At 59.4% G+C, this 23,221-nt stretch carries 27 protein-coding genes and 3 pseudogenes; 6 read left to right on the forward strand and 24 right to left on the reverse strand.

The window, feature by feature from the left end; all coding sequences use genetic code 11:
* Positions 1-35: 35 nt before the first annotated feature.
* Positions 36-196, forward strand: a pseudogene (locus WDN02_RS06815) (transposase); the annotation flags it as partial.
* Between the two features lie 120 nt (positions 197-316).
* On the opposite strand, the gene WDN02_RS06820 reads toward WDN02_RS06815, so the two are convergent.
* Positions 317-1,411, reverse strand: coding sequence for an IS5 family transposase (locus WDN02_RS06820; protein ID WP_337292774.1), 1,095 nt, complete (start codon positions 1,409-1,411; stop codon positions 317-319).
* Positions 1,412-1,600: 189 nt separating this feature from the next.
* Here WDN02_RS06820 and WDN02_RS06825 point away from each other — a divergent pair, with 189 nt between their 5' ends.
* Positions 1,601-2,998: an IS701 family transposase gene (locus tag WDN02_RS06825; RefSeq protein WP_337292775.1), complete on the forward strand. Its 1,398-nt coding sequence runs from the start codon at positions 1,601-1,603 to the stop codon at positions 2,996-2,998.
* A gap of 61 nt (positions 2,999-3,059) precedes the next feature.
* Here the strand turns inward: WDN02_RS06825 and WDN02_RS06830 are convergent, their stop codons facing one another.
* From WDN02_RS06830 to WDN02_RS06845, 4 genes and pseudogenes are all read right to left on the reverse strand, one after another.
* Positions 3,060-3,752, reverse strand: coding sequence for an SDR family oxidoreductase (locus WDN02_RS06830; RefSeq protein ID WP_337292776.1), 693 nt, complete (start codon positions 3,750-3,752; stop codon positions 3,060-3,062).
* A gap of 738 nt (positions 3,753-4,490) precedes the next feature.
* Positions 4,491-6,098: an IS66 family transposase gene (locus WDN02_RS06835; RefSeq protein WP_337292777.1), complete on the reverse strand. Its 1,608-nt coding sequence runs from the start codon at positions 6,096-6,098 to the stop codon at positions 4,491-4,493.
* 69 nt (positions 6,099-6,167) lie between these two features.
* A complete protein-coding gene (gene tnpB, locus WDN02_RS06840; RefSeq protein ID WP_337291548.1) occupies positions 6,168-6,515 on the reverse strand; it encodes an IS66 family insertion sequence element accessory protein TnpB in 348 nt (115 codons plus the stop codon).
* A gap of 245 nt (positions 6,516-6,760) precedes the next feature.
* Positions 6,761-6,922: pseudogene (locus WDN02_RS06845) on the reverse strand (transposase); the annotation flags it as partial.
* Between the two features lie 99 nt (positions 6,923-7,021).
* Between WDN02_RS06845 and WDN02_RS06850 the strand changes: the two are divergent.
* Positions 7,022-7,714, forward strand: coding sequence for a hypothetical protein (locus tag WDN02_RS06850; protein WP_337292778.1), 693 nt, complete (start codon positions 7,022-7,024; stop codon positions 7,712-7,714).
* A 179-nt stretch (positions 7,715-7,893) separates the two neighbouring features.
* On the opposite strand, the gene ilvC is transcribed toward WDN02_RS06850, so the two are convergent.
* The 3 genes from ilvC to WDN02_RS06865 are packed head-to-tail and all read right to left on the reverse strand — an operon-like array spanning position 7,894 to position 11,300.
* On the reverse strand, positions 7,894-8,913 hold the full coding sequence (gene ilvC / locus WDN02_RS06855) for a ketol-acid reductoisomerase (protein ID WP_337292779.1): 1,020 nt from the start codon (positions 8,911-8,913) through the stop codon (positions 7,894-7,896).
* 57 nt (positions 8,914-8,970) lie between these two features.
* Positions 8,971-9,522: an acetolactate synthase small subunit gene (ilvN, locus tag WDN02_RS06860; RefSeq protein WP_337292780.1), complete on the reverse strand. Its 552-nt coding sequence runs from the start codon at positions 9,520-9,522 to the stop codon at positions 8,971-8,973.
* A gap of 17 nt (positions 9,523-9,539) precedes the next feature.
* Complete coding sequence (locus WDN02_RS06865) at positions 9,540-11,300, reverse strand: acetolactate synthase 3 large subunit (protein WP_337292781.1); 1,761 nt, start codon at positions 11,298-11,300, stop codon at positions 9,540-9,542.
* A gap of 539 nt (positions 11,301-11,839) precedes the next feature.
* On the opposite strand from WDN02_RS06865, the pseudogene WDN02_RS06870 reads away from it, so the two are divergent.
* Positions 11,840-11,996, forward strand: a pseudogene (locus WDN02_RS06870) (IS110 family transposase); the annotation flags it as partial.
* Here the strand turns inward: WDN02_RS06870 and WDN02_RS06875 are convergent.
* The 6 genes from WDN02_RS06875 to WDN02_RS06900 form a co-directional block, all read right to left on the reverse strand.
* A complete protein-coding gene (locus tag WDN02_RS06875; RefSeq protein WP_337292782.1) occupies positions 11,968-13,182 on the reverse strand; it encodes a hypothetical protein in 1,215 nt (404 codons plus the stop codon). The pseudogene WDN02_RS06870 and the gene WDN02_RS06875 overlap by 29 nt on opposite strands.
* On the reverse strand, positions 13,182-13,427 hold the full coding sequence (locus WDN02_RS06880; RefSeq protein WP_337292783.1) for a hypothetical protein: 246 nt from the start codon (positions 13,425-13,427) through the stop codon (positions 13,182-13,184). The genes WDN02_RS06875 and WDN02_RS06880 overlap by 1 nt, the downstream gene beginning before the upstream one ends.
* Positions 13,399-13,833, reverse strand: a complete 435-nt coding sequence (locus WDN02_RS06885; protein ID WP_337292784.1) for a DUF2280 domain-containing protein — start codon at positions 13,831-13,833, stop codon at positions 13,399-13,401. Before WDN02_RS06885 ends, WDN02_RS06880 begins: the two co-directional genes overlap by 29 nt.
* Positions 13,834-14,097: 264 nt before the next feature.
* The gene (locus WDN02_RS06890; RefSeq protein ID WP_337292785.1) at positions 14,098-14,700 is read right to left on the reverse strand and encodes a putative metallopeptidase; all 603 of its coding nucleotides are present in this window, start codon (positions 14,698-14,700) and stop codon (positions 14,098-14,100) included.
* Positions 14,648-14,977, reverse strand: a complete 330-nt coding sequence (locus tag WDN02_RS06895) for a KTSC domain-containing protein (protein ID WP_337292786.1) — start codon at positions 14,975-14,977, stop codon at positions 14,648-14,650. Before WDN02_RS06895 ends, WDN02_RS06890 begins: the two co-directional genes overlap by 53 nt.
* Before the next feature lie 256 nt (positions 14,978-15,233).
* Positions 15,234-15,398 carry a hypothetical protein gene (locus WDN02_RS06900; protein ID WP_337292787.1) on the reverse strand — a complete coding sequence of 55 codons (165 nt, stop codon included), beginning with the start codon at positions 15,396-15,398 and terminating at the stop codon, positions 15,234-15,236.
* 612 nt (positions 15,399-16,010) lie between these two features.
* Between WDN02_RS06900 and WDN02_RS06905 the strand changes: the two genes are divergently transcribed.
* Positions 16,011-18,086, forward strand: a complete 2,076-nt coding sequence (locus WDN02_RS06905) for an autotransporter outer membrane beta-barrel domain-containing protein (RefSeq protein WP_337292788.1) — start codon at positions 16,011-16,013, stop codon at positions 18,084-18,086.
* 39 nt (positions 18,087-18,125) lie between these two features.
* On the opposite strand, the gene WDN02_RS06910 is transcribed toward WDN02_RS06905, so the two are convergent.
* The 6 genes from WDN02_RS06910 to WDN02_RS06935 form a co-directional block, all read right to left on the reverse strand.
* Positions 18,126-18,344 (reverse strand): hypothetical protein, encoded by a 219-nt coding sequence (locus WDN02_RS06910; protein WP_337292789.1) that lies wholly within the window; start codon positions 18,342-18,344, stop codon positions 18,126-18,128.
* A gap of 61 nt (positions 18,345-18,405) precedes the next feature.
* Positions 18,406-19,056 carry a hypothetical protein gene (locus WDN02_RS06915; RefSeq protein ID WP_337292790.1) on the reverse strand — a complete coding sequence of 217 codons (651 nt, stop codon included), beginning with the start codon at positions 19,054-19,056 and terminating at the stop codon, positions 18,406-18,408.
* A gap of 484 nt (positions 19,057-19,540) precedes the next feature.
* Complete coding sequence (locus tag WDN02_RS06920) at positions 19,541-19,936, reverse strand: hypothetical protein (protein WP_337292791.1); 396 nt, start codon at positions 19,934-19,936, stop codon at positions 19,541-19,543.
* 109 nt (positions 19,937-20,045) lie between these two features.
* The gene (locus WDN02_RS06925; protein WP_337292792.1) at positions 20,046-20,468 is read right to left on the reverse strand and encodes a hypothetical protein; all 423 of its coding nucleotides are present in this window, start codon (positions 20,466-20,468) and stop codon (positions 20,046-20,048) included.
* Between the two features lie 36 nt (positions 20,469-20,504).
* Complete coding sequence (locus WDN02_RS06930) at positions 20,505-20,846, reverse strand: hypothetical protein (protein WP_337292793.1); 342 nt, start codon at positions 20,844-20,846, stop codon at positions 20,505-20,507.
* Positions 20,843-21,448 carry a hypothetical protein gene (locus WDN02_RS06935; protein ID WP_337292794.1) on the reverse strand — a complete coding sequence of 202 codons (606 nt, stop codon included), beginning with the start codon at positions 21,446-21,448 and terminating at the stop codon, positions 20,843-20,845. The genes WDN02_RS06930 and WDN02_RS06935 overlap by 4 nt, the downstream gene beginning before the upstream one ends.
* A gap of 74 nt (positions 21,449-21,522) precedes the next feature.
* Here WDN02_RS06935 and WDN02_RS06940 point away from each other — a divergent pair, with 74 nt between their 5' ends.
* Positions 21,523-21,813: a hypothetical protein gene (locus tag WDN02_RS06940; RefSeq protein WP_337292795.1), complete on the forward strand. Its 291-nt coding sequence runs from the start codon at positions 21,523-21,525 to the stop codon at positions 21,811-21,813.
* On the opposite strand, the gene WDN02_RS06945 is transcribed toward WDN02_RS06940, so the two are convergent.
* Genes WDN02_RS06945 through WDN02_RS06960 form a run of 4 tightly spaced genes read right to left on the reverse strand, consistent with a single transcriptional unit; the run spans position 21,810 to position 23,171 of the window.
* A complete protein-coding gene (locus WDN02_RS06945; RefSeq protein WP_337292796.1) occupies positions 21,810-21,935 on the reverse strand; it encodes a hypothetical protein in 126 nt (41 codons plus the stop codon). The two genes, WDN02_RS06940 and WDN02_RS06945, sit on opposite strands and share 4 nt — an antisense overlap.
* Positions 21,932-22,273, reverse strand: a complete 342-nt coding sequence (locus WDN02_RS06950) for a hypothetical protein (protein WP_337292797.1) — start codon at positions 22,271-22,273, stop codon at positions 21,932-21,934. The genes WDN02_RS06945 and WDN02_RS06950 overlap by 4 nt, the downstream gene beginning before the upstream one ends.
* The gene (locus tag WDN02_RS06955; RefSeq protein ID WP_337292798.1) at positions 22,270-22,722 is read right to left on the reverse strand and encodes a lysozyme; all 453 of its coding nucleotides are present in this window, start codon (positions 22,720-22,722) and stop codon (positions 22,270-22,272) included. Before WDN02_RS06955 ends, WDN02_RS06950 begins: the two co-directional genes overlap by 4 nt.
* The gene (locus tag WDN02_RS06960) at positions 22,719-23,171 is read right to left on the reverse strand and encodes a lytic transglycosylase domain-containing protein (RefSeq protein WP_337292799.1); all 453 of its coding nucleotides are present in this window, start codon (positions 23,169-23,171) and stop codon (positions 22,719-22,721) included. Before WDN02_RS06960 ends, WDN02_RS06955 begins: the two co-directional genes overlap by 4 nt.
* Positions 23,172-23,221: the final 50 nt, after the last annotated feature.

A 23,221-nucleotide genomic window follows, 5' to 3' on the forward strand; every position in this document is an offset into this window, starting at 1 on the left:
GGCTTGGGGGAGCGGAAGACGATGAAGGCGTCGAAATTTCGGATGCGCAGAAGGCGTTCATTTTGAAGCAAGCGTTGACGGGGTTTCGGTTGCGGACATTTGCCGGAAGGCCGGGATCAGCCCGGCGACCTATTTCAATTGGAAGAAGAAATACGAGGGCGTGCAGCCGCCGGAGATTCGGCGGCTGAAGCTGCTTTAGCAGGCTGCTGAAAATTGTCGTGCTTCAGGCGCGGCCAGGCTTGCTGACGCATTTCGGAAAATGGCCTGGGCGATGGCGCGTAGGACGCTGCCGTGACGAGCGGGGCCTTAGGTGGCATCATGGTGTCATCTCCTCAATCAATTTCGGTAGTCTGACGAGGTTGTAGGCTGCGGCGGCGAAGGCGAAGGCCCAGCCCACGCGATCGACGCCGCGAAACTTTGTCTTGCGCTGCCCGGCGATGGTCTTCATCCAACCAAAGGCCTCCTCGATCCGTTTACGAATGCGCTGGCTCGCCGAATAGGCCTGATGGCGCGTTGTTCGCCGGTCGATGGTTGAACGCCGGCCGCTGATATTTTGCGCGATGTGCGGACGCACATTCATGGTTCGCAGTTCATTGACGAAATCGGCCGCGTCATAACCCTTGTCGGCGCCGAGCGTGATGGCTTTTGGCCGATCGGCGCGCGGCTCGATCATGGCCAGCGCCGCGATGCGTTCGCCATGGCCGTTGGCGGGCGTGAGACAGGCATCGACGATGAGGCCGCAACGGTTCTCCATCAAGGCGTGGCCGAGGAAAGCGAGTTTTGCTTCCATGCCCGGCCCCTTGCGATAAAGTCGGGCCTCGGGGTCAGTGGTCGAGGCATGTGTCTCGTTCGAGCGCTTCTCACCCTTGAAATCCGCCTCGGCGTTGCGGCCAGGACCTGACGGCGGCTGATCCCCTGAATCGTCCTTCGGCTTGAAGCTTTTCATCGAGGCCCAAGCCTCGATCAGCGTGCCATCGACGGAGAAATGATCCGACGAGATCAGCCTTTTGACGCGCGGCTGGGCCAGCACGGCGGCGAGGAACTTCGCGGCGATCGCCCCATCGAGCAGACGATCGCGGTTCTTGGAAAACACCGTCGCATCCCACACCGGATCGTCGATGGTGAGCCCGACAAACCAACGAAACAGTAAGTCGGTATCCAATCGCTCCATCAACTGGCGTTCCGAGCGAACTGAATAGAAAGCCTGCAACAGCATCGCCCGCAGCAGCCGTTCCGGCGGGATCGACGGACGGCCGACCTTCGAATAGAGGCCGGCGAAATCCGCCGCCATGGCGCCGAGCGCCTCGTTGGCGATCGCGCGGATCACTCGCAACGGATGATCACGGCGCACCCGCGCCTCCAGATCAACATAACTGAAAAGCTGTCCCGAACCTTCGTCACTGCCGCGCATGCTGCTGTCTCCCAACGAAATGGAATCACGATCAGCCCCGCAAAGGAAGAGGGCTTTTCAGCAGCCTGCTAATCTTACTGAGTCAGAAAGCCGCGGCGGTTTGCGGAGGCGACTCACGTAGGCTTGGGAGATTCATTTCGGCACGGAGGCCATGATGGATCTTCGAACGGATGGCTGTGCGGAACGGTTTTGGGTTACGTTGCAGGGCTGGTGAGGGTGCTCGGTCATGTGGACCGAGCTCGTCCGCTACGCGATTATTGCACCGGGCTTCTGATGCCGGTCGAACGCAAGAGCGTTGAGCCGATGGCGGCGGTGACAGCGCCGGAACGGACGGCGGCACAGCACCAATCCCTGTTGCACTTCGTGGGTGAGGGACGCTGGTCCGATGAGGCGGTTTTGGCCAAGGTGCAGGAGATGGTCCTGCCGAAGATCGAGGACCATGGACCAATCCAGGCGTGGATCATCGATGACACAGGGTTCCCCAAGAAAGGCCGGCATTCGGTCGGCGTGGCGCGGCAATATTGCGGCCAGCTGGGCAAGCAGGATAATTGTCAGGTCGCCGTCTCGCTGTCGCTGGCCAACAGGCACGCCAGCCTGCCGGTAGCTTATCAGCTCTATCTTCCGCACGACTGGGCCGACGACGAACTGCGGCGGTGCAAAGCCCATGTGCCTCAGGAGATCGGCTTCAAGACCAAGCCCGAGATCGCGCTCGCGCAAATCCGCGCGGCCTATGACGCGGGACTGCCTCGCGGCGTCGTCCTGATGGACGCTGGCTATGGCGCCAACACGGAGCTGCGCCGGGCCATTGCCGCCTTGGGCTTGACCTATGTCGCCGGCATTCTGCCCAACACCACAGTGTGGGCGCCGGGCACCGCACCGGCTCGTCCCAAGGCGTGGTCAGGCCGCGGCCGCCCACCCAGCCTGATGCGCCGCGACAGCCACCACCAACCGATCTCGGTGAAGGCGCTGGCGCAGAGCCTGCCGGCCAAAGCCTGGCGCACGGTCACATGGCGCGAAGGAACCGCCGAGCCGCTCACCTCGCGTTTCGCACGCCTGCGCGTTCGTGCCGCCCATCGCGATTACAATCTGTCCGAGGCGCGGCTTGAAGAATGGCTATTGATCGAGTGGCCCAAGGGCGAAGCTGAACCGATAAAATACTGGTTCTCGACGCTGCCGGAGAAAATCGCATTCACGCGTCTGGTTGACCTTACAAAGCTGCGTTGGCGCATCGAGCGCGATTATCAGGATCTCAAGCAGGAGATCGGCCTGGGGCACTTCGAAGGCCGCGGCTGGCGCGGCTTCCATCATCACGCGACGCTGTGCATTGCCTCCTATGGATTCCTGATCTGCGAAAGGCAGACGATTCCCCCCTCGGGCATGCGTCCCGGCGGGGTCTTCCAAACGCCTTGTCTTTCCGCCAATCAGCGACCCCGCGGCTCTGCCGCTGCGCACAGAACGTCACATCCCAAACTCCATCGCGACCATGCGACGACGATTAACGGTCGCGCTCGCCAGACAACTCGCGCGATGTCCCTGCTGTGCACGACCGATCAAGAAAGTCAGGCTACGAAATTTATGACGCAGTAAGACTAAGACTGTGCCAGCATCCAGACAATAGAGGTTTTAACGGCGAGCGCGTGAAGCCGGCCTAGAGGTAAGGCCCCGGTTGGTTTGAAAGCGCTGCCTTGATATGGCGCGAGGGATCGTCAGAAAGTACCTCCTCGTGCCCCGCTGCGACCCCATCGAGGATGGCTTTCGCGACCTGTTCCGGCGTGACCTTCGGCGCCTCGACCCCGGCGGCCATATCGGTGTCGATCAACCCGGCGTGAACCCCGACAACAAGCGTGCCTTGCGCTTTCAATTCCTGCCGCAGGGCATTGGTGAGCGCCCAGGCGGCCGATTTCGACGCGCAATAGGCGGCAAGCGATGGATAGGTGATCCAGGTCAAGACAGAGAGCATATTGACGAGGGCGCCGCCGCCGTTCTTGGCGAGGATCGGCGCGAAAGCATTGGCGACGCGTAAAGTGCCGAAATAATTTGTTTCCATCGCCTTTCGAGCGATCTCCAGCGAGCCGTCGTCGGCAAGCGAGGAAAAAGACGCAACGCCGGCATTGTTGATGACCAGGGTGACGTCGCTCAGGGCCTTGGCCGCAGCCTCGACGTCGGCGGCACTCGTAATATCGAGTTTCACCGGCTCAACGCCAGAATGAGCGACCTTCGACGGGTCGCGCGCTCCAGCGTAGATTTTCTTGGCGCCGCACGCGCGCAATTGCTCAACCAAGACTTTGCCAAGGCCGCGGTTGGCGCCCGTGACCAACGCGACCGATCCTTCGATATTCATCCGTCTCTCCATGAGCTAATAGGCGCATATGCGCTTGTATTGATGTATATGCACCCGATTTCTCGCGGGTCAAGCCAGAGGCTGAAAGAACTCTGGAACATCCTGAAGGTCGCGGACCGCAACTCCCTTCGAAATTTTTGCGGTCTCACCGGTCTCGCGTGCGCACCACAGAGCAGTTAAGAAGGTGCACAGACGCGAGGGAAAATATATCGGGGTGATGATGTCAGCAATTGTTCGACGCCGGTTTATTATCTTTGCCGTATTTCCGCTGTTACTTTGCGGACTGGCCTATGTCGTATCGCTGACCCACTCCAAGTATTCTCAGGCAGCATACGAATTTCTGGCCTTCCTGCTGATTGTCGATTTAGCGATCGGACTTCATGGCGGGTTGCGGAACACAGCGACTGCGATAGCCGCGACAGTCTTGGGATTGTCCTTGATCGAGGTCGGGCAACCGCCATGCAACCCGACCAGGCCATCAATACGCGGGGTTTCTCCGTTTCCCGGCCAATTTTGGGCTGGGGGCCTTCTGCTCCCGGCACCTATCACGCCGCCAGAACAGGCGTCGACGGACGTCTGATCTACAACGTCGATTACACGATCGATAATCAGCTGTTGCGTCGAACGCAATCAGGTCCGGGCGATCCCACTGTCGCCTTCTTCGGCGACTCGTTCACATTCGGCGTACGCATCCGGTTTGCACCGCAGGCGGATCTGGGTTCGACGAAGGGTAGTTGTTTAGGCGGCCACAGCCTGCGCGGATTGGCGCGCAGCTTTCCATGCCCATGGCAATAGTTGGCTGATCTCCTTTGCCGGATGGTCGGGGAGGCGCGCCAGGACGTCGGTGAGCCAAGCCTGCGGATCGACGTCGTTCAGCTTACAGGTTTCTATCAATGTATAAACCGATGCGGCACGGCGGCCGCCTTCGTCGGAGCCCGCGAATGTCCAGTTGCGGCGGCCGACGGCGATTCCACGCACCGCGCGTTCGGCGGCATTATTGCTGAGGCAAACGCGGCCATCCTCCAGGAAGTGTGTGAAGGCCGTCCAGCGGCTGAGGCCATAATTGATGACCTTCGTTGTGTCATTCTTGGCAGAGAGCCGCGCACGCTGCTCAGACAACCAAGTCTCAAGGCTATCGACCAGCGGCTTCGACAGCTCACGACGGACGGCGAGACGCTCTCGAGGCGATTTGCCGTTGATCATACGCTCGATTTCAAAAAGTTCATCCATGCGGTGCACGGCCTCGATCGCGATCGGCGCCTTTCCATCCTTCGCCAGATCGAAGAAGTGTCTCCGCCAATGCGCCCAGCACGCCGCCTCGAGAATCGGCGCAGGCCGACGCGCCAGCTTGTAAAGCTCGTTATAGCCTTGATAGGCATCCGCCTGCATGATGCCGACATAGTCGACCAGATGCCGTTGCGGATGTTCTCCGGCGCGATTGCGTGAGTATTCAAAAAAGGCCGCTGGCGGGTCAGTGCCGCCAAAAGGCTGATCGTCACGAACGTAGGTCCACAATCGCCCGGTGATCGTCTTCAATTTCGCAAGAACCTGAACCCTGGTGTCATCGGCATGAATGCGGTCTGCCCGAAGAACATGAACTCGGATCGCCTGAACAAGGGGATCGAGCGCGACGACGCAGGCGCCGACCCAATCGGCGAGCGTCGAGGTATCGATCTCGATGCCCTCGCGGGCACAGGCATCACTTTGACGGTTCAGCGGCTGATGCAGCAGGAACTTGGAGACGAGCACCATGGCAAGCAGGCTCGGACCGGCAAAACCACGTGGGATCGGATGCGAGGGTGCTGGCGCCTCGGTAATACCTTCGCAGTCGCGGCACGAGAACTTCTCCCGCACGCGCTCGACGATTTTCCAGCGCCGCGGTTCGCATTCCAGCGTCTTGGAGACGACTTCACCGAGCTTGCGCAGGCGCCGTCCGCCACATTTGCCGCAGGAGCAAGGGGCCGGCTCGACGATCCGTTCGACCGGTAGATCGTCAGGCAGCTTACGCGGTCCCCGCGGGCCACGGGCGCGCTTTTCCCTGGCGGCTTCCGGCGCCGCAATTTCCACCCTTGTCGCTTCGGCGGCCTGCGTCTCCTCGAGATCTTCGATTGCAAGCTCAAGCTGCTCGATCAGAAGCCTGCCGCGTTCCGAGGATTGGCCGAACTGCGCCCGACGGGCTTTCGCCAGCATCAATTTCAGGCGTTCGATCTCCAAGGCGCCGACCTTTGCCGCGCTCTCGGCGACGATCCTCAACGCTTGCTCATTGGCCAAAAGCTCCCGCTGCGCCAAGATCAGCGCATGGGCACTTGCAAGGTCGGAAGGAAGCGGATCGGAAGCGTCTGTCACGACCCGATCCAACCATATTCGCAGGCAAAAATCGCCTCGGATCCTGCGCCCGAGTCAATCCGTCACAGATTATCCCGCCGCTTTCGGACGCCACGTCTCCCGCGGCATACGCCAGTCGATCCCGGAAAGAAGATAAGAAAGCTGGGCAACACTTATCGTAACGACACCGTCCGCCATCGAGGGCCATAGGAAACGGCCATGTTCCAATCGCTTCGAAAACACGCATGCCCCTTGGTCATCAAACCAGATTACCTTAATGAGATCGCCGCGCCGGCCGCGAAAAACGTAAAGATCGCCAGCATGCGGATCACGCTTGAGGCTCTCCTGCACAAGCAACGCAAGGCTCCGGAAGCCGCGCCGCATGTCCGTATGCCCTGTCGCAAGCCAGACGCGCACATTCCCCGGGATTGTGAGCATCAGCGTGTCATGGCCTCGATGACCGTCTTCACTAATCCCGCATCGGCAACATCAAAAATCCGCAGCCGCGCACCGCTTTCAAAATCCAACTCGATGACAGGCGAACGCCTCAAAATCGCTTCGTCCGGATACCTCCGTCTTTCAGGCCCAGGCGACGCGACGATGGCCGGGGCAACCTCACTCCCATCCGATGACGCGATCCTCACCGGGACCAAGTGAAGTGGCGCTTCAACATCCAGGCGTGCCCGGCGGCGCCAGAAGAACAGAAGGCTCGCAGAAATCCCATATCGACGCGCAACGGCTGAGACCTTCGCGCCAGGCACCAGTGTCTCGGCAACGAGCCGCGCCTTCTCGTCGTCCGACCATCGGCGCCGGCGCTCAACCCCGGTCAGGACCTCAGCTCTCATCAAACCGACCTTAAGTATAGACTTAAGGCCACATGCTGAGCCGAAACTCAATCAACCCGCAAGGCGGCGCCTCTCGGACGCGTACCATTCGGCCAGGGTTTGCCGGATTCCGAAACGCTGCCGCAGATCTATGCCGATATCACAGGGCGCAAAGTCCATGTGCTCAATTTCGGATTTCCCGGTTACGGACCACAGCAATTTCTGCGCGCGATAGAAACCGGAATGTTTGATCCGCTTCTGAACAACACGAAGCTATTTATCTATGAGACGGGCAATTGGCTTATCGAGCGGTCTGCGTGCCGCCCGGGATTCATGTCCAGAGCACCGCGTTACACGCTGCGCGACGGAACCCCTTTCTACCAGGGCGCCTGCCTAGAAGGATGGCGGCGGGCTCTCAGCGACATCGTTTCAGGAAGCTCGCTATTCAGTCGATTTGCCGGGTCGATCACAAAACCCGTTAGTAACGCAGATGTAGAACTTTACATTGCCGAATTCGCTCGATCCGCACAACTGGTGAAGCAAAAATATGGTGGTCGCCTGATAATTTTATACATTCCGTACGTCGGTCCATATCTGGATAAATCAGCCTTCACAGACGCACGGATCCAAAAACGGCTACGCGACGCGGGCATAAGCGTCTTGGATGTATATCTAACTCCCAAGACATTTTCGCCCGGCACGCAGTTGATGATAGCCGGAGACGGGCATCCATCGGCGACTGCTAACGGTGCCCGGGCCCTGCTCCTCAAGGATTATCTCGCTAAGGGGCCAGCCTCGAATCAGGGCCCATAGGAGCATCAAGACTTCACTTAGCTCACTGAAGCACGAATGCCCCAGCTACAACAATTGGCCATCCAATCCTGCTTGCCGCGTTGAGAAGGCCGGCCTCCGCCAGTTTTGGAAACACCTGTGGTGTCCCCCCGCCGGGCAGCCGGCCACCCAACGAGCTCACGCTTTTAAACAATGCGGATTTAATTCTTTTCCTTATCCACGAGCTTATTGGCGCCGATCCACGGCATCATCCCGCGCAGCTTAGCGCCGACTTCTTCGATCGGATGTGCCTGCGAGCGGGCGCGGCTCGCCTTGAACGAAGTCTGGTTGACCTTGTTTTCGAGCATCCAATCGCGGGTGAATTTGCCGGTCTGAATGTCGCTCAAAACACGCTTCATTTCGGCTTTGGTCTCGGGCGTCACGATGCGCGGGCCGCTGACATATTCGCCATATTCGGCGGTGTTCGAGATCGAGTAATTCATGTTGGCGATGCCGCCCTCATAGATGAGGTCGACGATCAGCTTTACTTCATGCAGGCATTCGAAATAGGCCATCTCCGGCGCGTAACCCGCTTCGGTCAGCGTTTCGAAACCGGCGCGGATCAATTCGACGAGGCCGCCGCAGAGCACAGCCTGTTCACCGAAGAGATCGGTCTCGCATTCCTCGCGGAAGCTCGTCTCAATAATGCCGGCGCGGCCGCCGCCGATGGCCGAGGCATAGGAGAGCGCGAGATCGTGTGCATTACCCGTGGCATCCTGTGCCACCGCGATGAGACAGGGCACGCCGCCGCCGCGCTTATATTCCGAGCGTACGGTATGGCCGGGGCCCTTCGGCGCCACCATCAGCACATCGAGATCCTTGCGCGGTTCGATGAGATTGAAGTGAATCGCGAGCCCATGCGCGAAAAGCAGCGCCGCACCCTCCTTAAGGTTAGGCGCGAGATGTTCGCGATAAATGTCGCTCTGCAATTCGTCGGGCGTCAGCATCATCACGACGTCGGCGATCTTCGCGGCTTCGGCGACCGACATGACCTTGAGGCCCTCTGCCGCAGCCTTTTTTGCGGAGGTCGAACCTTCGCGCAGGGCAACGATGACATCTTTGACGCCGGAATCGCGCAGGTTCAGCGCATGCGCATGGCCCTGGCTGCCGTATCCGACGATGGCGACCTTCTTGCCCTTGATGAGATTGAGGTCGGCGTCACGATCATAATATACGCGCATAGACGAGTTTTCCCGGTTAGTGGGCCGCGCTGCGGCCTTCAGGTTGAAGTCAAAGTTTCAGGTCGGCTCTCTGCCGCGCGACATGGCGGCGACGCCAGTCCGCGCGACCTCGACGAGGCCGAGCGGCCGCATCAGTTCGACGAATTCATCAATCTTCTTCGCCGGACCGGTCAGTTCAAAGACGAAGGATTCCGTCGTCGTGTCGATGACGCGAGCGTGGAAAATCTCACCAAGCCGCAAAGCCTCCTGGCGTGGCGTGCCGGTGCCAGCGACCTTGATCATCGCCAGTTCGCGCTCAATCGCATTGCCGCGTAGCGTCAAGTCCTTGACGTTGTGGACGGGAACAAGCCGGTTCAACTGATGACCGATCTGCTCGATTGCCGCGGCCGGTCCGGAGGTTACGATCGTGATACGCGAGAGATGCTCCGCATGGGCGAATTCTGCGACGGTCAGGCTATCGATATTATAGCCGCGGCCCGAGAAGAGCCCGACCACGCGGGCGAGCACACCCGGCTCGTTGTCGACAACGATCGAGAGCGTATGCGTCTCGACGTTCTCTTTGCCAAGCGCAGAGGAATAGGGCGAAAGCGGTGCGATAGGGGCGTTCATCTCAGCCATCCCCGATCTCAAACCAGGACTTTGCCGGCGGAATCGATCACATCGCCGATCGCTTCCTCCGTATCCGGCAGAATCATCTCATTATGCGCCTTGCCGGATGGAATCATCGGCAGGCAATTCTCGGTCTTGTCGATATGACAATCGAAGACAACCATGTTCGGCGTCTCGATCATTTCGGCAATTGCCGCATCGAGATCGGCCGGGTCTGAGCAACGGATGCCATGACCGCCGAATGATTCCGCCAGTTTGACGAAATCGGGCAACGCCTCCGAATAGCTCTCTGAATAGCGCCCGCCGTGCAGCAATTCCTGCCACTGGCGGACCATGCCAAGATATTCATTATTGAGGATGAAAATCTTCACCGGCAGACGATATTGCGCCGCTGTCGAAAGCTCCTGAATGTTCATCAGGATCGAACCCTCGCCAGCGATATCGACGACAAGTGCGTGCGGATGCGCCATCTGCACGCCGATTGCGGCAGGCAGGCCGTAGCCCATCGTGCCGAGGCCGCCGCTGGTCATCCAGTGGTTCGGTTCGTCGAAATGGAAATGCTGTGCCGCCCACATCTGATGTTGGCCGACTTCCGTCGTGATGTAGGTGTCGCGTCCCTTGGTCGCCGCATAAAGCCGCTCGATCGCATATTGCGGCTTGATGACATTATTCGAGTTCTTATAGGCGAGTGATTTACGCGCCCGCCATTTATCGATCTGCGCCCACCAATTCTGCAGCGCCACAGCATCCGTCTGGCAGCCGCGCGCCTTCCAGCGGGCGAGCAGCGCCGCAACCACATGGGCGCAATCGCCGATGATGCCGAGATCGACCTTGACGTTCTTGTTGATCGAAGACGGATCGATGTCGATATGAATTTTCTTCGAGCCGGGCGAAAACTGGTCGAGGCGGCCGGTGATCCGGTCATCGAAGCGTGAGCCGACGGCGACGATGAGATCGCAATCGTGCATCACATTGTTGGCCTCGAATGTGCCGTGCATGCCGAGCATACCGAGCCATTTTGGGTCGTGCGCCGGAAAGGCGCCGAGACCCATCAAGGTCGATGTGACCGGGAACCCCGTCGCGGCGACGAGATCGCGCAACAGCCGCGACGCCTCGGGGCCTGAATTGATGACGCCGCCGCCGGTATAGAAGACCGGCCGCTTGGCGGCCGCCATCATCGTCACCGCCTCTTCGATCTTCTCGGGGTCGCCCTCGAGGCGGGGGTGATAGGTCTTGTGCTCGACGTTCTTCGGCCCGAAATATTCGCCGCGCGCGAATTGCACATCCTTTGGGATGTCGATGACGACGGGACCCGGGCGGCCGTGCTGCGCGACGTAAAAAGCCTCGTGCAGCACGCGCGGCAGATCCTCGATCGAACGGACGAGATAATTGTGCTTGGTGCAATGCCGGGTGATGCCGACTGTATCACATTCCTGAAAGGCATCCGAGCCGATCAGATGCGTCGGCACCTGCCCGGTGATGCAGATCACTGGGATCGAATCCATCAACGCATCCGTCAACGCCGTGATCGCATTGGTCGCGCCGGGGCCCGAGGTGACGAGCATGACGCCCGGCCGCCCTGTGGAGCGAGCATAGCCTTCGGCCGCATGGCCAGCGCCCTGCTCGTGGCGGACTAGGACATGGCGCAGCTCGGTCTGGTGATAGAGCACGTCGTAGATCGGCAGAACGGCGCCGCCCGGATAGCCGAATAGGGTATCGACGCCATGATCCTTCAGGGCCTCGACCACCATTTCCGCGCCGGTCATTATGCGTGTCATCTCGCCCTCCGCGTGTGCTTTCTGCGGGATTTAGGAAATTTGGCAATAAAAAAGGCCCCAGAGGGCCTCAAGCAGCGCCAGATGCGAGAGCGGAGCCTATCTCCGTCCCGTCTCCAGCGCCCAGCTTACGATAAGATATGTCCGCATCAAGGCTCTCACCTGCTCCAAGTTAGGCTTAGACGAAGGCGGGGCAATATGCAACCTTACGAATTGCGCCGGAATTGAGCTTTTTGGTCGTCTCCACACCCTGTCGGCGCATCGAGGCTAGACCCTATGTTCGCGGTCTGACTGGGCTGGCGGCCCGTTCCGCGGCATTTCCATCGAGGGTTGCGTCGGATTGGCCGGCGCCGAGCCTCAGACATGGGGGACGGACCTGATGAACAATATCCTTCGTGGGTATGGAAGTCCGCAAGGCCACGATTTCGGTCGCGCTCGCAAAGGAGGGACGCACTGGCGAGGTGTGCCACCTTGGCAATTTCCCGAACCGCGGCGATCACATCGGCAAGCTTGCAGAGCGTCTAAGCAAGAATGGTCAGCAGTTGCGTTTCTGTTATGAAGCTGGCCCCTGTGGTTATGGCCTGTATCGACAGCTCACTGAGCTTGGCCATGAATGTATGGTCTATGGTCGTGGCGCCATCGCTGATTCCGATAAAGGTTGGCGACCGGATCAAGACCGATCGGCGTGACGCGGTAAGGCCATAGCCCGCCGCGGCCGTTTCCACGTGAAGCCCGGCTCATTGAGCGCACGCCAAGTGCGCTCGAAGCGGCGCCGCAACCGCCACCAGGCCTGAGCCTTGAGGTTTCCGTAGAAATCCTTGTTGAGCGGAGTGTTTTCGTCGTCCGGCTCGACATGGCCGTCTGGATCGATGGGCGTCTCACTGGCGCCCCACGGCATGATCGTGATTTGGCCAGGCAATAATCCTTCGTCGGCAAGCCGATTGGTTTCGGCCTTGACGCCGGAGCCGACGCCGATGCTGTCATACTGCAGTTCGATGGAGCCGAGGCCGTCACAGGATGAAACAGCACGGCGCGCCGTCATCCCGGTATCGCGCTCGCCCCATTCCTCTGCCGACTTAAGAATCGATCCCTTGCGTTTGGCAAGAGCATTACGATCTCCGCCACCGTCAGCGACATCAAGCCCGGCAGCCCAGCCTCCGGTATCGTCGCAACCGAGCTTTTCGTGAGCCCCGATTGCGGCCTTAACCCATTCGGCTGGGATGATAATGCCATCGACCGCGGCGGCATAATTTCGATCGACCTCTTGTGCGAAAACATGCTGGAGGCCATCATCTTCGGCCTTCCGTTTCCGCTGCGCATACCAGGCTTCAGTCTTGGCGGGATGATCGCGCCAATCCATGACGAAGACGTTGGTGCGACCATGCGCGATCTCGGCGCCCGGAACCCAATCCACCCCAGCTTCACGTCGTCTGTAAAAGACGTTCCCTAAGCCGTTGACCGAGGATATGTCGATCTGGACGCGGGTATTGTCCGCAAGCGCCGCTTCGATCTTTTCCGGCCGCTCATAATGAGCGCTCTCATCCTTGAAATAGATGAGTTTCCGGCCACCGCGGCCAATGTTGTCGCCGGCCTCGCCAGTGATCGTGGCGCCGCTCACCGGATTGACGAACTTCATGTACGTCATGTGATCGTCAGGCTTGAAACCCAACGGCCAGAATTCGCGCGGCAGATAACGGACGATCATCCGCATCTTTTCGAAGATACTGTCCGGATCGCCGATCTTGTCGACGAGCTGTTCTTTTCGGCTTCCCCACCCGACAGATGATCCCGGCCAGAATAGCCAGAGCCAGACTGAAATGGCGCAGCAGATCCACGTCGCGCCCATGTCGCCGCATTTCTCGACGAGGCCCGACTCCTGTCCCATCAGGCCTGCCGCGGGAACAGGATCAGCGGGATGCGCGCCGGGACTGCGCCAGCGGCATTCCGCGGGTCGTAAGTATCGACCCAATGATTGATGAACTCAGCCGGCCGCGTCCGATAATATTCGAAGGCGCCTCGGATCAGAGCCGGGTTGCCGCGGAACCGCAAAACCTGCTGCTGACGCCAGGCGAAGACATCGACATAGTTTGGCGGCCACGCCTCAGCCTGTACCGTCGAGGGTTGCGGCATAGGCATCCGCCGCCTCTTTCGCGGTCATCTGAGTGCTGACGGTTTCGATCGGCCCTCCGCTGCGGCCCGTAAGCTCCCGCCGATTGGTATAGAGGCCGCCCATCTCTTCGGCCTTGGCGGCCATTCGCTGCAACGCCCTGATCCGGACGGAACGATGCGAGATCGCAATGGCTTTGGTATCGTCGAGAAATTCTTTGCGCGTCGCCTCGAACAGATCTGCCCATTTCTTTGCCAGATCATGGCCTTGGCGCGACGTTGGGTTGTAATGTTCGATCGATTGCCGAGTGATTTCGATCCCGAATTCTTTCTTGACCGACTCGGCAACGGTATTCGGGCTATCGAACATCGCCAGCGACTGAACGACGAAGGCGCGAACTTCGTTGGTGAGTTTGGGTGCGCTTGCCATTTCGACCGGCTACGATTAGGGCGGTGTCCTCAAGGAGGACGGCGTGTCAGAGATTCAAATTTCAGGTGAGCCCAGCCCGCGTTTCAAAATTTTCCGATCCGATCAACAAGGCCAACCGGTCGATGTCGCAATCACAGCTTCAAACGAACTGAGAAATATCTTGGCCTTTGAGAGGCGCTTCGATTGGACTTACGTTTTCGAATATCATCATCGGTTTTATTCGTATTCGGAATTCAAAAGGCTCGTCGAATCTGGCGAGATCATTTAGGCGACCTTGCGCCCGCATGTTCCGCAGGCGCCGTGAATGAGAGATTCCGCGATCTGCGGGCCCTTGTTTGCGGCACGAACCAGATCAGCGGTTCTGCCGGCGGCGGCACCGATGCCATAGCGGGCCACCACACCGACAAATTCCTCAACATCGTGCGACCGCAGCGCAAAGGCCGGCTCGCCACTCATCTTGAACTTCGGTGCCCCGAACTCGTCGCGCTCCTGGCCGCAGTGGAACAATTCGTGTTCTATGAGCGCACAGAAGCTCGCGTCATCGCAGGCCGCGGCATAAGGGGCGAAGATCGTAATCAGGAAGTCCGGAACTGATCCGAACCATTCCGCGATCTGCTGTTCCTGCCGAGCTTTCTGCCATTTGCCGCAGCGGAACGTCGGCATCTCGGCTTCGCCGACGACGCTGTTCATCTGCCGCGTGTTTGGTGCCGCAGCCCAGAGAAATCCGATGTCAGCGTCGACCAGATGGATATGATCCTCGTTGGCGAGCGGGCCATCGGGATCGATGAATGTGTTGACTGCCCATTCGCGTAGCTCAGGAGCTGGCCGGATCGGCCTGTCGCAGAACACGCTCTCCGGTCCCATCATGTCCTCCGGAGGCATCGGGCGCTTGATCTGGCTCAGCGAGATGATCTTTGCCACCGGCTTCCTCGCGATCCAGCTTCGTGAACTCGAATTTTCCCTTCACATGGGCAGCAATAAAACGCCCGATGGAATCGCTGGCCATGGCTAGATCGAAAATCTCGCGACCGACGCCGGCATAGACATAGTGATCGCCGCTCTTGAAGCGGACGTGGAGCGCCCGGGCATCGGCATCGTGGCCGACCGCGTCAACATTTGATGATTTGACTGAGGTCAATTTCATGCCGCGCCTCGTATGCGTAACTACAGCTCTGCCGTTCTTCCTGAAACGGAGAGTGCTGATGAAAATCGCTGGTTTGTTGCGCCGCGTCGGGCGCTGGCTGTGGACCGGAAGTTACCCGGAGGATTCCGCTTTGCTATGTTCCGGGTACCGAAGCATCGAAGAGCAGGTTCGAGTCATGTCCGACGAGGAATTCTCCGGTTACCTCAAGGCGCATTCAAGGTCACACGGGAAGGTTTAGCGGAACGGAAGGCCTGATCTAAACAATCGGATCGCCGAGCTCAAAGAGGCTGTAGGGTTCCTGATCAAAGCTGTCCGGTCGTAACGTCGCGATTCTGACCTCGTCGAAGCCCTTTCGGGGATCAGCCAAGACTAACAGCTTGGCGCGCAATACGCGGAACCGCTCCCAATCGGGCGATCCCATTTCCGTCGCCAGCGGAGTGTAAACAGTCAGAATGCGCTGGCCGGTGTCGTTGACCTCTACGCTCGCCCCCGCAATATCTCTAAGATGGAACCTCCACATAGCGCGGTAACGCCCGCTGTCGCGCAAAGTTCAAAATGCGATGCCACCGGCTTTGCACGACTAGCGCTTAAAAAGGCGGCACCCTGTACATCCGAGGTGTGCCGCTCAGTCAGCATGGGAGTTAGATCGTACCCGCCTCTAACGTCGACGGTCCAGATCCGGTTCCAGAATGGCGGTTAGCGACTCAGGCGCAGCTTGCCCATCACATGCGCGCATGTAGCGGTGATTTGCAGTCTAAGGTCAATCAGGCGCAGGCGAGGCAATCTGCCAATCTGCCTTGCTTACGAGGAGAAGATGGCAAAGCAATCTGCCGAGCTGCAGGTTTACCACCGAACGGATGAACGGATTTTCCAAAATGATCCCACCCTCCGCTGTGGCGAATCTGCCGCTGCTCTACCTTTTCGATAGACACCAGCGCCACGGCGACTGTGTGGTCGGCCTTTGCGTGTAGATTCCCAATCAAGTAGTAGCTAACACTGCACTATTAATTGATTTGTTTCCGGGGGGAATCAGATGGGGCGCAATTCATCTAGCGCCGCTGCCGCGGCATTCGCCAGCCTTGCCTTGCTCGCTGGCAACGTAAATGCAGTCGCGGCAACCGTCTATACATATACCTATACAGGCTCGGTCGGGACGTTCGCCGCTCCGACGTCTGGCCGCTATTCCGTCGAGGCAATTGGCGCCGCAGGGGTGTCTGCGCAGGCTGGGTTTACTGGCGGCAGCGGCGCCGAGGTGATTGGCGACTTCAATTTCCGCAGGGGCCAAACCTACCAATATGCGGTGGGCGGCATGGGAACGTCTGATGGGTGCAGTGGCGGCGGCGGCGGCGGCACGTTCTTCGTGGACTCCTCTGGAGACCCGTTGATCGTTGCTGGCGGTGGCGGCGGCACGCGCATGCAGGTCCTTCAGAACGGTACAGACGCTTCGCTTACCCCATACGGGACGAACGCAAGTGGTTCCAACGAAACATATACTCCAACGACAAAAACGATGGACCTCGGTCAAGGAGGTATTGTTTCCTCTGGTTCCTGGGGCTCCGGGGGAGCTGGGTTTTACGGCGATGGCGCATCCGACTTCAACCCCGGTCAAGGCGGCACCGACTGGGCGAGTGGCTTGGCCGGCGGCGCTGGCCCGGCCGCGGGCGGATTTGGCGGTGGCGGTTCCGGCAATGGTTCCTGCGGTGGCGGTGGCGGCGGTGGTTATTCCGGCGGCGACGGCGGCCGGGTAGCCGGTGGAGGCGGCTCCTACGATACCGGGCTCGACCCACTTCTATTGGCAGGTGTCGGCGCAGGCGATGGCGAACTGATCATCACCTTGCTGCAAGCTCTCGGTCTCGTCGAAAATCTTCCAGCTAATGCCTCTCACAATCAGTTTAATGTCGCGACCGCAATCGATGCCGCTTCAAATCAGGGAAGCAATGGACCGGCGGCTATCCAGAATCTCTACAATCTCACTGGCCCACAGCTAGCTCAGGCGATGACGCAGCTTTCGGGTGAAGCGTCCACAGGCGCCAACGCCGCCGCCTTCGAAATGATGGATGACTTTCTGTCGGTCTTGGTCGATCCGTTTGTCGACGGACGCGGGGGTGACGATTTCCCTGACAGCCCCTCCGGCGTGATGACGACCAACGGTGGCCCGCTTGCCTACGCTGATCAAACACAGAACGCATCACCTGCCCAACGCGCCATGATGGCGCTTGCCGTGACGAAGGGCCCGGCCCCGCTCGTTTATCAACCGCACTATTCAGCCTGGGTTTCCGGCTACGGCGGCATCGGCAATTTTTCTGGCAGCGCAACGGTCGGCAGTCACAACGTCACGGCCGCGGCTTACGGGTCTGCTGCCGGACTCGATTATCATGTGAACGCCAACACTGTCATTGGTTTAGCTCTCGCCGGCGCCGGGATGAACTGGGGACTGTCGGACGGGCTTGGCGGCGGCCAGGGCGACGCCTTCCAGGCCGGTGTTTACGGCTCAACGCGCTTCGGTCGTTTCTACGTCGCCGGCGCGTTCGGCTTTGCAAATCACTGGATCACAACAAACCGTCAGGCGTTGGGTGACTCGCTATCCGCCAACTTCGATGCGCAGAGCTACGGCGGACGCATCGAAGGCGGTTATCGAATTCCAGTCGCCTTGCCGCTCCCGATCTTGCAGTCTCCGGTCACGATTGTTCCTTATGCCGCCGTGCAGCCGCAAGATTTCCATACGCCGGCGTATAGCGAACGCGACATTGGTGGCGCCGGCTTCGGGCTCAATTACAATTCCGCCGATGCGACCGACGTCAGGACCGAACTCGGCTTGCGTGGCGACACCCTTGTACAATTTGGCGGAACCCGGATTGATCTCTTCACTCGCACGGCGTGGGCGCATGATTTTGTGAGCACGCCGTCACTCACCGCGGTATTTCAGACTTTGCCTGGGTCGAACTTTACCGTTTTTGGTGCGAAAATTCCGCGCAACTCAGCGCTCGTCACCGATGGCGCCCAACTTTGGCTGACTCCCGCGTTATCGATTATCGCCAAATTCGACGGCGAACTCGCCTCAGGCTCTGATATCTATTCCGGGACAGGAACAATCCGTTACGTCTGGTAAGTAGAAAACCGGACGTTGAAGCTGCGTGACGATTTTTGCCTAAAAGAGAGCGTCGCCTCGGCTAATAATATGATTGGCGATCCACTTCCTGGCCCGGTTGGCTCTCATCTGAAATGTCGAATACGCCCATTTCTTCGACTTGCACAAATCGCGCAGCTTCCTCCGCCGCGCCATCCAGTTCGCCCAATACATGAGCTGCAGCGCCATGCCGGCGTCGTGGGCACGCAGCTCGGCCAGCCAGCCGAACGCAGTTTCCATGCGCGTTATCTCGAGCCGCGTCAGCTTCGGCGCACTGTGCACCAGCGCTTCGGCCCGTCTTTCAAATGGACGGGGGTTCTTCCCAATACGAGGTCGCTAATTGGCGTGCTTCGAATGCAAGACCTTTGAGCGCAGGCTCCGATAGCATCTCGATTTGAAACTCGATGGAGCCGACTTTGCTGGAGATTTCGGCGAGCGCCTGTTTCGCCTCATAAGTAAGCGGTGGCTTTTTTAGCGATACCCCCTTGACGGTTTTGACCTCGTTCCGCACGTCTTTAGACTCGGGCCAGATATCCTTCGTTATGCGATCGAGATCATCTTTAGTGAGAGTCCATCGCTGTTCGGCATCAAATTCACGTCGCTTTAATTTCGGTGATAAGTCGATGACCTTCGAGTTATTACTTTCGTGCTCGAACGCAAACGACATGAATTGGGCCACTGTGTCCTGAAGGCCTGCGTCTATCCGCCCTTCTTTGTCGAATTCCCAGAATGAGCCTTGCGAGTTGACGATGCGAATAGGCCTCCCGTCCTGGTTTTCCAGAATGATATTCGCGATCTTCTGCCGTGTTCCTGCATACTGAGGGAGCGCATCCTTTCCAAAAGTCATTGCGTTTGCGACGCGATAACGGCCGCGCCGCGGACAATGCCAGCAGGCGATATAGATGAATTCGGTGGCGAAACCGCCGAGGATATAGGCGCGATCGTGAGCCATGGTGAGAACATAGGCGGAACACACTCGGCGTCAAGGTACGAAGGGCGACAAGAGACCACTTGATGCTGTGCGCCGACACACGCAAAGCGAGAACCCGGATACCTAACTATCGCCTAGATGCAGGCGAGCAATTTAGCTGAGGGTTAGGAGATGGCGATATATCGACTGATCAAGAATGGCTGCTTCGTCCCTGAACAGACCGCGGCCATGGTCGCCGCTTATGAAGAGGCTCTCGTCAGGCTGGGGATCGTGGACCGATCAGATCCTCGCACCGAAACCATCGCAGCAAGGATCGTGCATAGCGTCGGTTCCGGTGAAGCGGATATTGAGCGCATCGTTCGATTTGCGGTCCGAGATCACTCCGGGCCGAAGAGAATCCCCGCTTAAACGCAAAAAAAGCCCCGCCTGACCGAAGCCAGACGGGGCAATGTGGGGACAAAGACTATGACAGATATTCAACGGCAGCGCTGAATTTTGGTTCCAATTATTTGCCCGGCGGATCGCCGCCCTGCCGTTCCTCGATACGCTTGATGCCATCGATGACATCGCTCAACTTCACCTCGACGGCGGTCAGCCGAAGATTGGTGTTGTTGGAATCGGACGCGATCCTCGCAAACACCGAGGTCTGATTGTCGATCTGTGTGGCATCATGAATCTCAGCCGCTCGGATCGCCGCGATCTGATCGTTCACCGATTGATACCAGGTCACTCCGGTGATGACTAAGCCGACAATGCCGACCAGCGCGCCGATCGGTATGTCTTTCTCGAAGCGCCAATTTTTATGAAGCTCCTTGTCGGCTTCAACGATGGGCTCGGTGAGTTCTCGTTTATCAAACTTCAGACGCGGCGCGTCATCATCGCCGGCGTGCTCCTGATCCATCTTCCGGGCCTCTCGGGGTAAGCGTATCACTTCTGACATAAGTCACCGCCGTGGAGATGAGAGAGCTTGCCCTCACAACTCGCGCGGCGGTGATTGGATGCGCTGCCCGTTAGGCGGCGGGGGCTGTGGCGGCCGGCGTAGCAGCCACAGCAGCCTTGGCACCTGCAACTGCCGCGGCGGCGCTCTGATAGGCGACGTAGCCCGCTACAACGGCCTGAGCCTGGTTGCTACCCGTGTTGGCGGCATTGGCGAAGGCGTTCAGCCCGGCGACGGCCTCGTTGGCATCGGCGATTGCCTTCGTGACGGTGGCGTTCTGTGCGGCGCCTGGCGTGGCAGCGACAATCGACTCGACCATGGTCTCCACTGACGCGACGCCAGCCGAAATAGCCGGCGTATTGCTGGCGAGCCAATTCAGGCCAGCTTCGAGCTTGCTGGCAACAACTTTTTCGCCTTTGATAATGGCGACAATCCAGGATTCGACGTCTGCTTCGGTCGTCTCAATCGCGTTTTCGATAGTTTCTAAGACACCCATAACAGTTCTCCGATGATGATGAGGGGATGGTTTCGACTACCGGCCGAAGCGGTCTGCGATGATCTGGCCTTGCCGCTCTCCGGCATTGTCGGCGAGCGATCCGGCGTTCAGATGCAGGTCTTTGCTGAGGTTGAGCAGGATCTCGTAGCCGGCGATCGCGGCGCCGAGATCGTTGGCCGCAATAGCGACGGGCGGGATGAAGACGCCGATGACTTTGAGAAGATCATCGCCGGTCTGAATTTCGCCGGCGAGATCGGCGGTCTTGAACGCCTGATAGGCCGCAGCGAAATTGATTTGCGAGCCGTATTCCAAGGCCTTCGCGATCTTGGTGACGGTCCCGTTCGACGCGAGAGTGCCAACGTCGGCCGCGACACTCACTTTGCCGCGGCCCCGGGAGGGTTTGGCGCCACCGCAGGATGGAGATTGAGCGTGCCGGCATGGGCATCGTCGCCAAGCATGTTGAGATCGGCAAGTTTCCCGGCGATGATCTTGCCGAGCCGAGGTCCCCATTCCTTCACGAGCACCGGCGCTTCTTGCGCCAAGAATTGCGCAGCCGTGGCGATCACCTGATTGGCGATTGTGACATTGATCGTCTTGCCCTTCACCGCATTTTCGGTGAGTGCGATCGCCTGATTAACAGCGCGATTTAGAAGTGTGTCGGCGTGCGCTGCGTTCAGCCCAGCCACAATCACCGCAGGAAGCTTGCTCTTGATCCATGTATAGGCCAGCGCGCTAAGCCCGAGGATCGCCGGCGACAGTGAGATCAGCAACTGAACAAGCAGACTGCCCCACGGGACGACAATCGGCGCGGCCTGCACCGGAGAAACTGCCGTTGCGGCATATCCGGAAATGACGAGCGCACCATAGAAGAGAGCGCCCGCCGGGATGATGTAGACAGCGTGATGCGGCCTCCGAGATGCGTTCAAGATCAGGAATAAGACGAGCGCGATCGCGCCGCCGATGAGGGCGAACGGAAGCATGAGATTTCCTTTTCAGATTGCCGCGAACCGCGCGGCGCGGGATGCGTTAAGCAGGGCTAAGCGAGGAGAGAAAAATGCGTTTTGTCGCGATGGCTACTGCAGTTGGAATTTCGTTCTTCGGCATCAACGCCGCTTTTGCCCAAAGCTCAGGCTGGACGTCGGCCGCCACTTATCATCACCGAAAACCGGTCAAGACACCGCATCAGGTCAATAGGGCGGAAAGCGCATCGGACGTGAACGGCGCAAAGATCAAAACCGGAGGCCCGACCGGAGCAAGCTCTGGCGGTAGTGGAGCGTCTGGATCTGGTGCTTCGGGCGGCCACAGCCATCCGCTGCACGGCGCTGATTCAAAAACGCTGCACTAGAAGTAGTCGTCAGCGTCGTCACTATCCTCGCCATCGCTGACGAGATTGAAATCAGGCAGCACGATTATGAGCGCCAGGAAGACGAGAATAACCACCACAGCGAGCCAACCGGACTGTGTCATCGCATGTCCACCGAATGCGTCGCGCAAGCCCTGACCTGCCGGGCCAAGGCTTCATTGCGCAGCTTATGCAGAAATTCGCGCGTCCAAATCGGGTTCCCCGGCTGGCGCGGCCGGTCAAGATCAGCCAGGTCGTGGTTGACACGCTCCACATCAAGCGCAGCCGTCTGGCAGGCATCCTCGGCAACATCGCCCGAGATCGGCGCCCATTCCGCACAAGTCTGATTGTCGGCGCCCGTTAGCGCATCGCAGGCCAGCGAGCGACTGGCACAGAAGATAACGACCGCGACAGCCAGAAACGCGGCGAGTGTCCCGGTCGCTTTGAGGTTGTCGCGCATCACGCCGGCAGCTCGTATTTTCCGTCAGGCGTCAGAAACTGCGCGCGCTCTTCGCGGCGCCTCCCGATCAATTCCTCTGGCTTATCCCAGAACAGGAACGAGTTAGCGGCAGCGGTGATCTCGCCAAGATTGAAGGCGCGAACCACAGATGATCCGGCGAAGCCGTTCTTGCCGATATTGAAGGCGAGGCTCGCCATGGCGTCGAACTGGTTTTGCGTCGGCGTCCGTTTCAAGACTCGGTTGATCGTCGCTTCGATCGGCGCCAGATCAGCAGCGAGAAAGGCATCAGCCTGCTCGCGTGTGATCTTCATGCCCTCGTAGGGCTTAGGTGGCGTTTCCAGACCGGTATGCCCGACCCCGATCGTGATGATGCCGCGTGTGTCGGGATACGCGGTCAGGCGGACACCCTCGCGCTGCTCGAGCGCGGCGCGCCCGATTGCGGAGACTTTCATATGTCTCTCCCATGGTGATGGTGACGCTGTGGAACCGGCCATTCGGCCAGCATGATCGAGGCTTCGGGCTCGCGCTCGATGGCGCGCATCCGGGCGAGCACCTGGCGTCCATACGGCGCGCAGCCGTCGCGGAACCGGCTCAGGTAGGCATCGCTGCCGTAATAGCGTGAGATGGCATGGCAGGTGATGCCGCCTTCCGCCTCGATCTGATGCTGCAATTCGGTGATGCCGGCGACGGCGCCGTATTCGCACTCATAGAGGCGGCGCGGATCGAAGCCGTCCCTGATCGCCGTGTACGGCTCGACCTGAAGGACGCCGCGTGCGTCGGTAGGCGATCTCGCGTGGCAATTGCCTGAGCTTTCCTGTTTCGCCTCAGCGAGCGCCAGGGCGACCGGGAAGCCCATCCGACGGGCCGCAGCGGCGGCGGCCGCATATCCAGCTGATGCCATGCGCCCGACGCGCTGGGCCGCCTCGATAGCCGGGCGAATGAAGTGATGAT

Source organism: Methylovirgula sp. (assembly GCF_037200945.1).
GTDB lineage: Bacteria > Pseudomonadota > Alphaproteobacteria > Rhizobiales > Beijerinckiaceae > Methylovirgula.

Bases quoted from the DNA above. Each gene is read 5' to 3' on its own strand.
- WDN02_RS06915 (WP_337292790.1), bottom strand. From the start codon at position 19,056: ATGGCTCACGATCGCGCCTATATCCTCGGCGGTTTCGCCACCGAATTC.
- WDN02_RS06910 (WP_337292789.1), bottom strand. From the start codon at position 18,344: ATGGAAACTGCGTTCGGCTGGCTGGCCGAGCTGCGTGCCCACGACGCC.
- WDN02_RS06925 (WP_337292792.1), bottom strand. From the start codon at position 20,468: ATGGGTGTCTTAGAAACTATCGAAAACGCGATTGAGACGACCGAAGCA.
- WDN02_RS06955 (WP_337292798.1), bottom strand. From the start codon at position 22,722: ATGAAAGTCTCCGCAATCGGGCGCGCCGCGCTCGAGCAGCGCGAGGGT.
- WDN02_RS06865 (WP_337292781.1), bottom strand. From the start codon at position 11,300: ATGACACGCATAATGACCGGCGCGGAAATGGTGGTCGAGGCCCTGAAG.
- WDN02_RS06905 (WP_337292788.1), top strand. From the start codon at position 16,011: ATGGGGCGCAATTCATCTAGCGCCGCTGCCGCGGCATTCGCCAGCCTT.
- WDN02_RS06890 (WP_337292785.1), bottom strand. From the start codon at position 14,700: ATGATGGGACCGGAGAGCGTGTTCTGCGACAGGCCGATCCGGCCAGCT.
- ilvN (WP_337292780.1), bottom strand. From the start codon at position 9,522: ATGAACGCCCCTATCGCACCGCTTTCGCCCTATTCCTCTGCGCTTGGC.
- WDN02_RS06900 (WP_337292787.1), bottom strand. From the start codon at position 15,398: ATGGGATCGCCCGATTGGGAGCGGTTCCGCGTATTGCGCGCCAAGCTG.
- WDN02_RS06880 (WP_337292783.1), bottom strand. From the start codon at position 13,427: ATGCCGCAACCCTCGACGGTACAGGCTGAGGCGTGGCCGCCAAACTAT.
- ilvC (WP_337292779.1), bottom strand. From the start codon at position 8,913: ATGCGCGTATATTATGATCGTGACGCCGACCTCAATCTCATCAAGGGC.
- WDN02_RS06830 (WP_337292776.1), bottom strand. From the start codon at position 3,752: ATGAATATCGAAGGATCGGTCGCGTTGGTCACGGGCGCCAACCGCGGC.
- WDN02_RS06885 (WP_337292784.1), bottom strand. From the start codon at position 13,833: ATGGCAAGCGCACCCAAACTCACCAACGAAGTTCGCGCCTTCGTCGTT.
- WDN02_RS06895 (WP_337292786.1), bottom strand. From the start codon at position 14,977: ATGAAATTGACCTCAGTCAAATCATCAAATGTTGACGCGGTCGGCCAC.
- WDN02_RS06820 (WP_337292774.1), bottom strand. From the start codon at position 1,411: ATGCGCGGCAGTGACGAAGGTTCGGGACAGCTTTTCAGTTATGTTGAT.
- WDN02_RS06920 (WP_337292791.1), bottom strand. From the start codon at position 19,936: ATGGATCAGGAGCACGCCGGCGATGATGACGCGCCGCGTCTGAAGTTT.
- WDN02_RS06875 (WP_337292782.1), bottom strand. From the start codon at position 13,182: ATGGGACAGGAGTCGGGCCTCGTCGAGAAATGCGGCGACATGGGCGCG.
- WDN02_RS06940 (WP_337292795.1), top strand. From the start codon at position 21,523: ATGCGTTTTGTCGCGATGGCTACTGCAGTTGGAATTTCGTTCTTCGGC.
- tnpB (WP_337291548.1), bottom strand. From the start codon at position 6,515: ATGCTCACAATCCCGGGGAATGTGCGCGTCTGGCTTGCGACAGGGCAT.
- WDN02_RS06945 (WP_337292796.1), bottom strand. From the start codon at position 21,935: ATGACACAGTCCGGTTGGCTCGCTGTGGTGGTTATTCTCGTCTTCCTG.
- WDN02_RS06935 (WP_337292794.1), bottom strand. From the start codon at position 21,448: ATGCTTCCGTTCGCCCTCATCGGCGGCGCGATCGCGCTCGTCTTATTC.
- WDN02_RS06960 (WP_337292799.1), bottom strand. From the start codon at position 23,171: ATGGCATCAGCTGGATATGCGGCCGCCGCCGCTGCGGCCCGTCGGATG.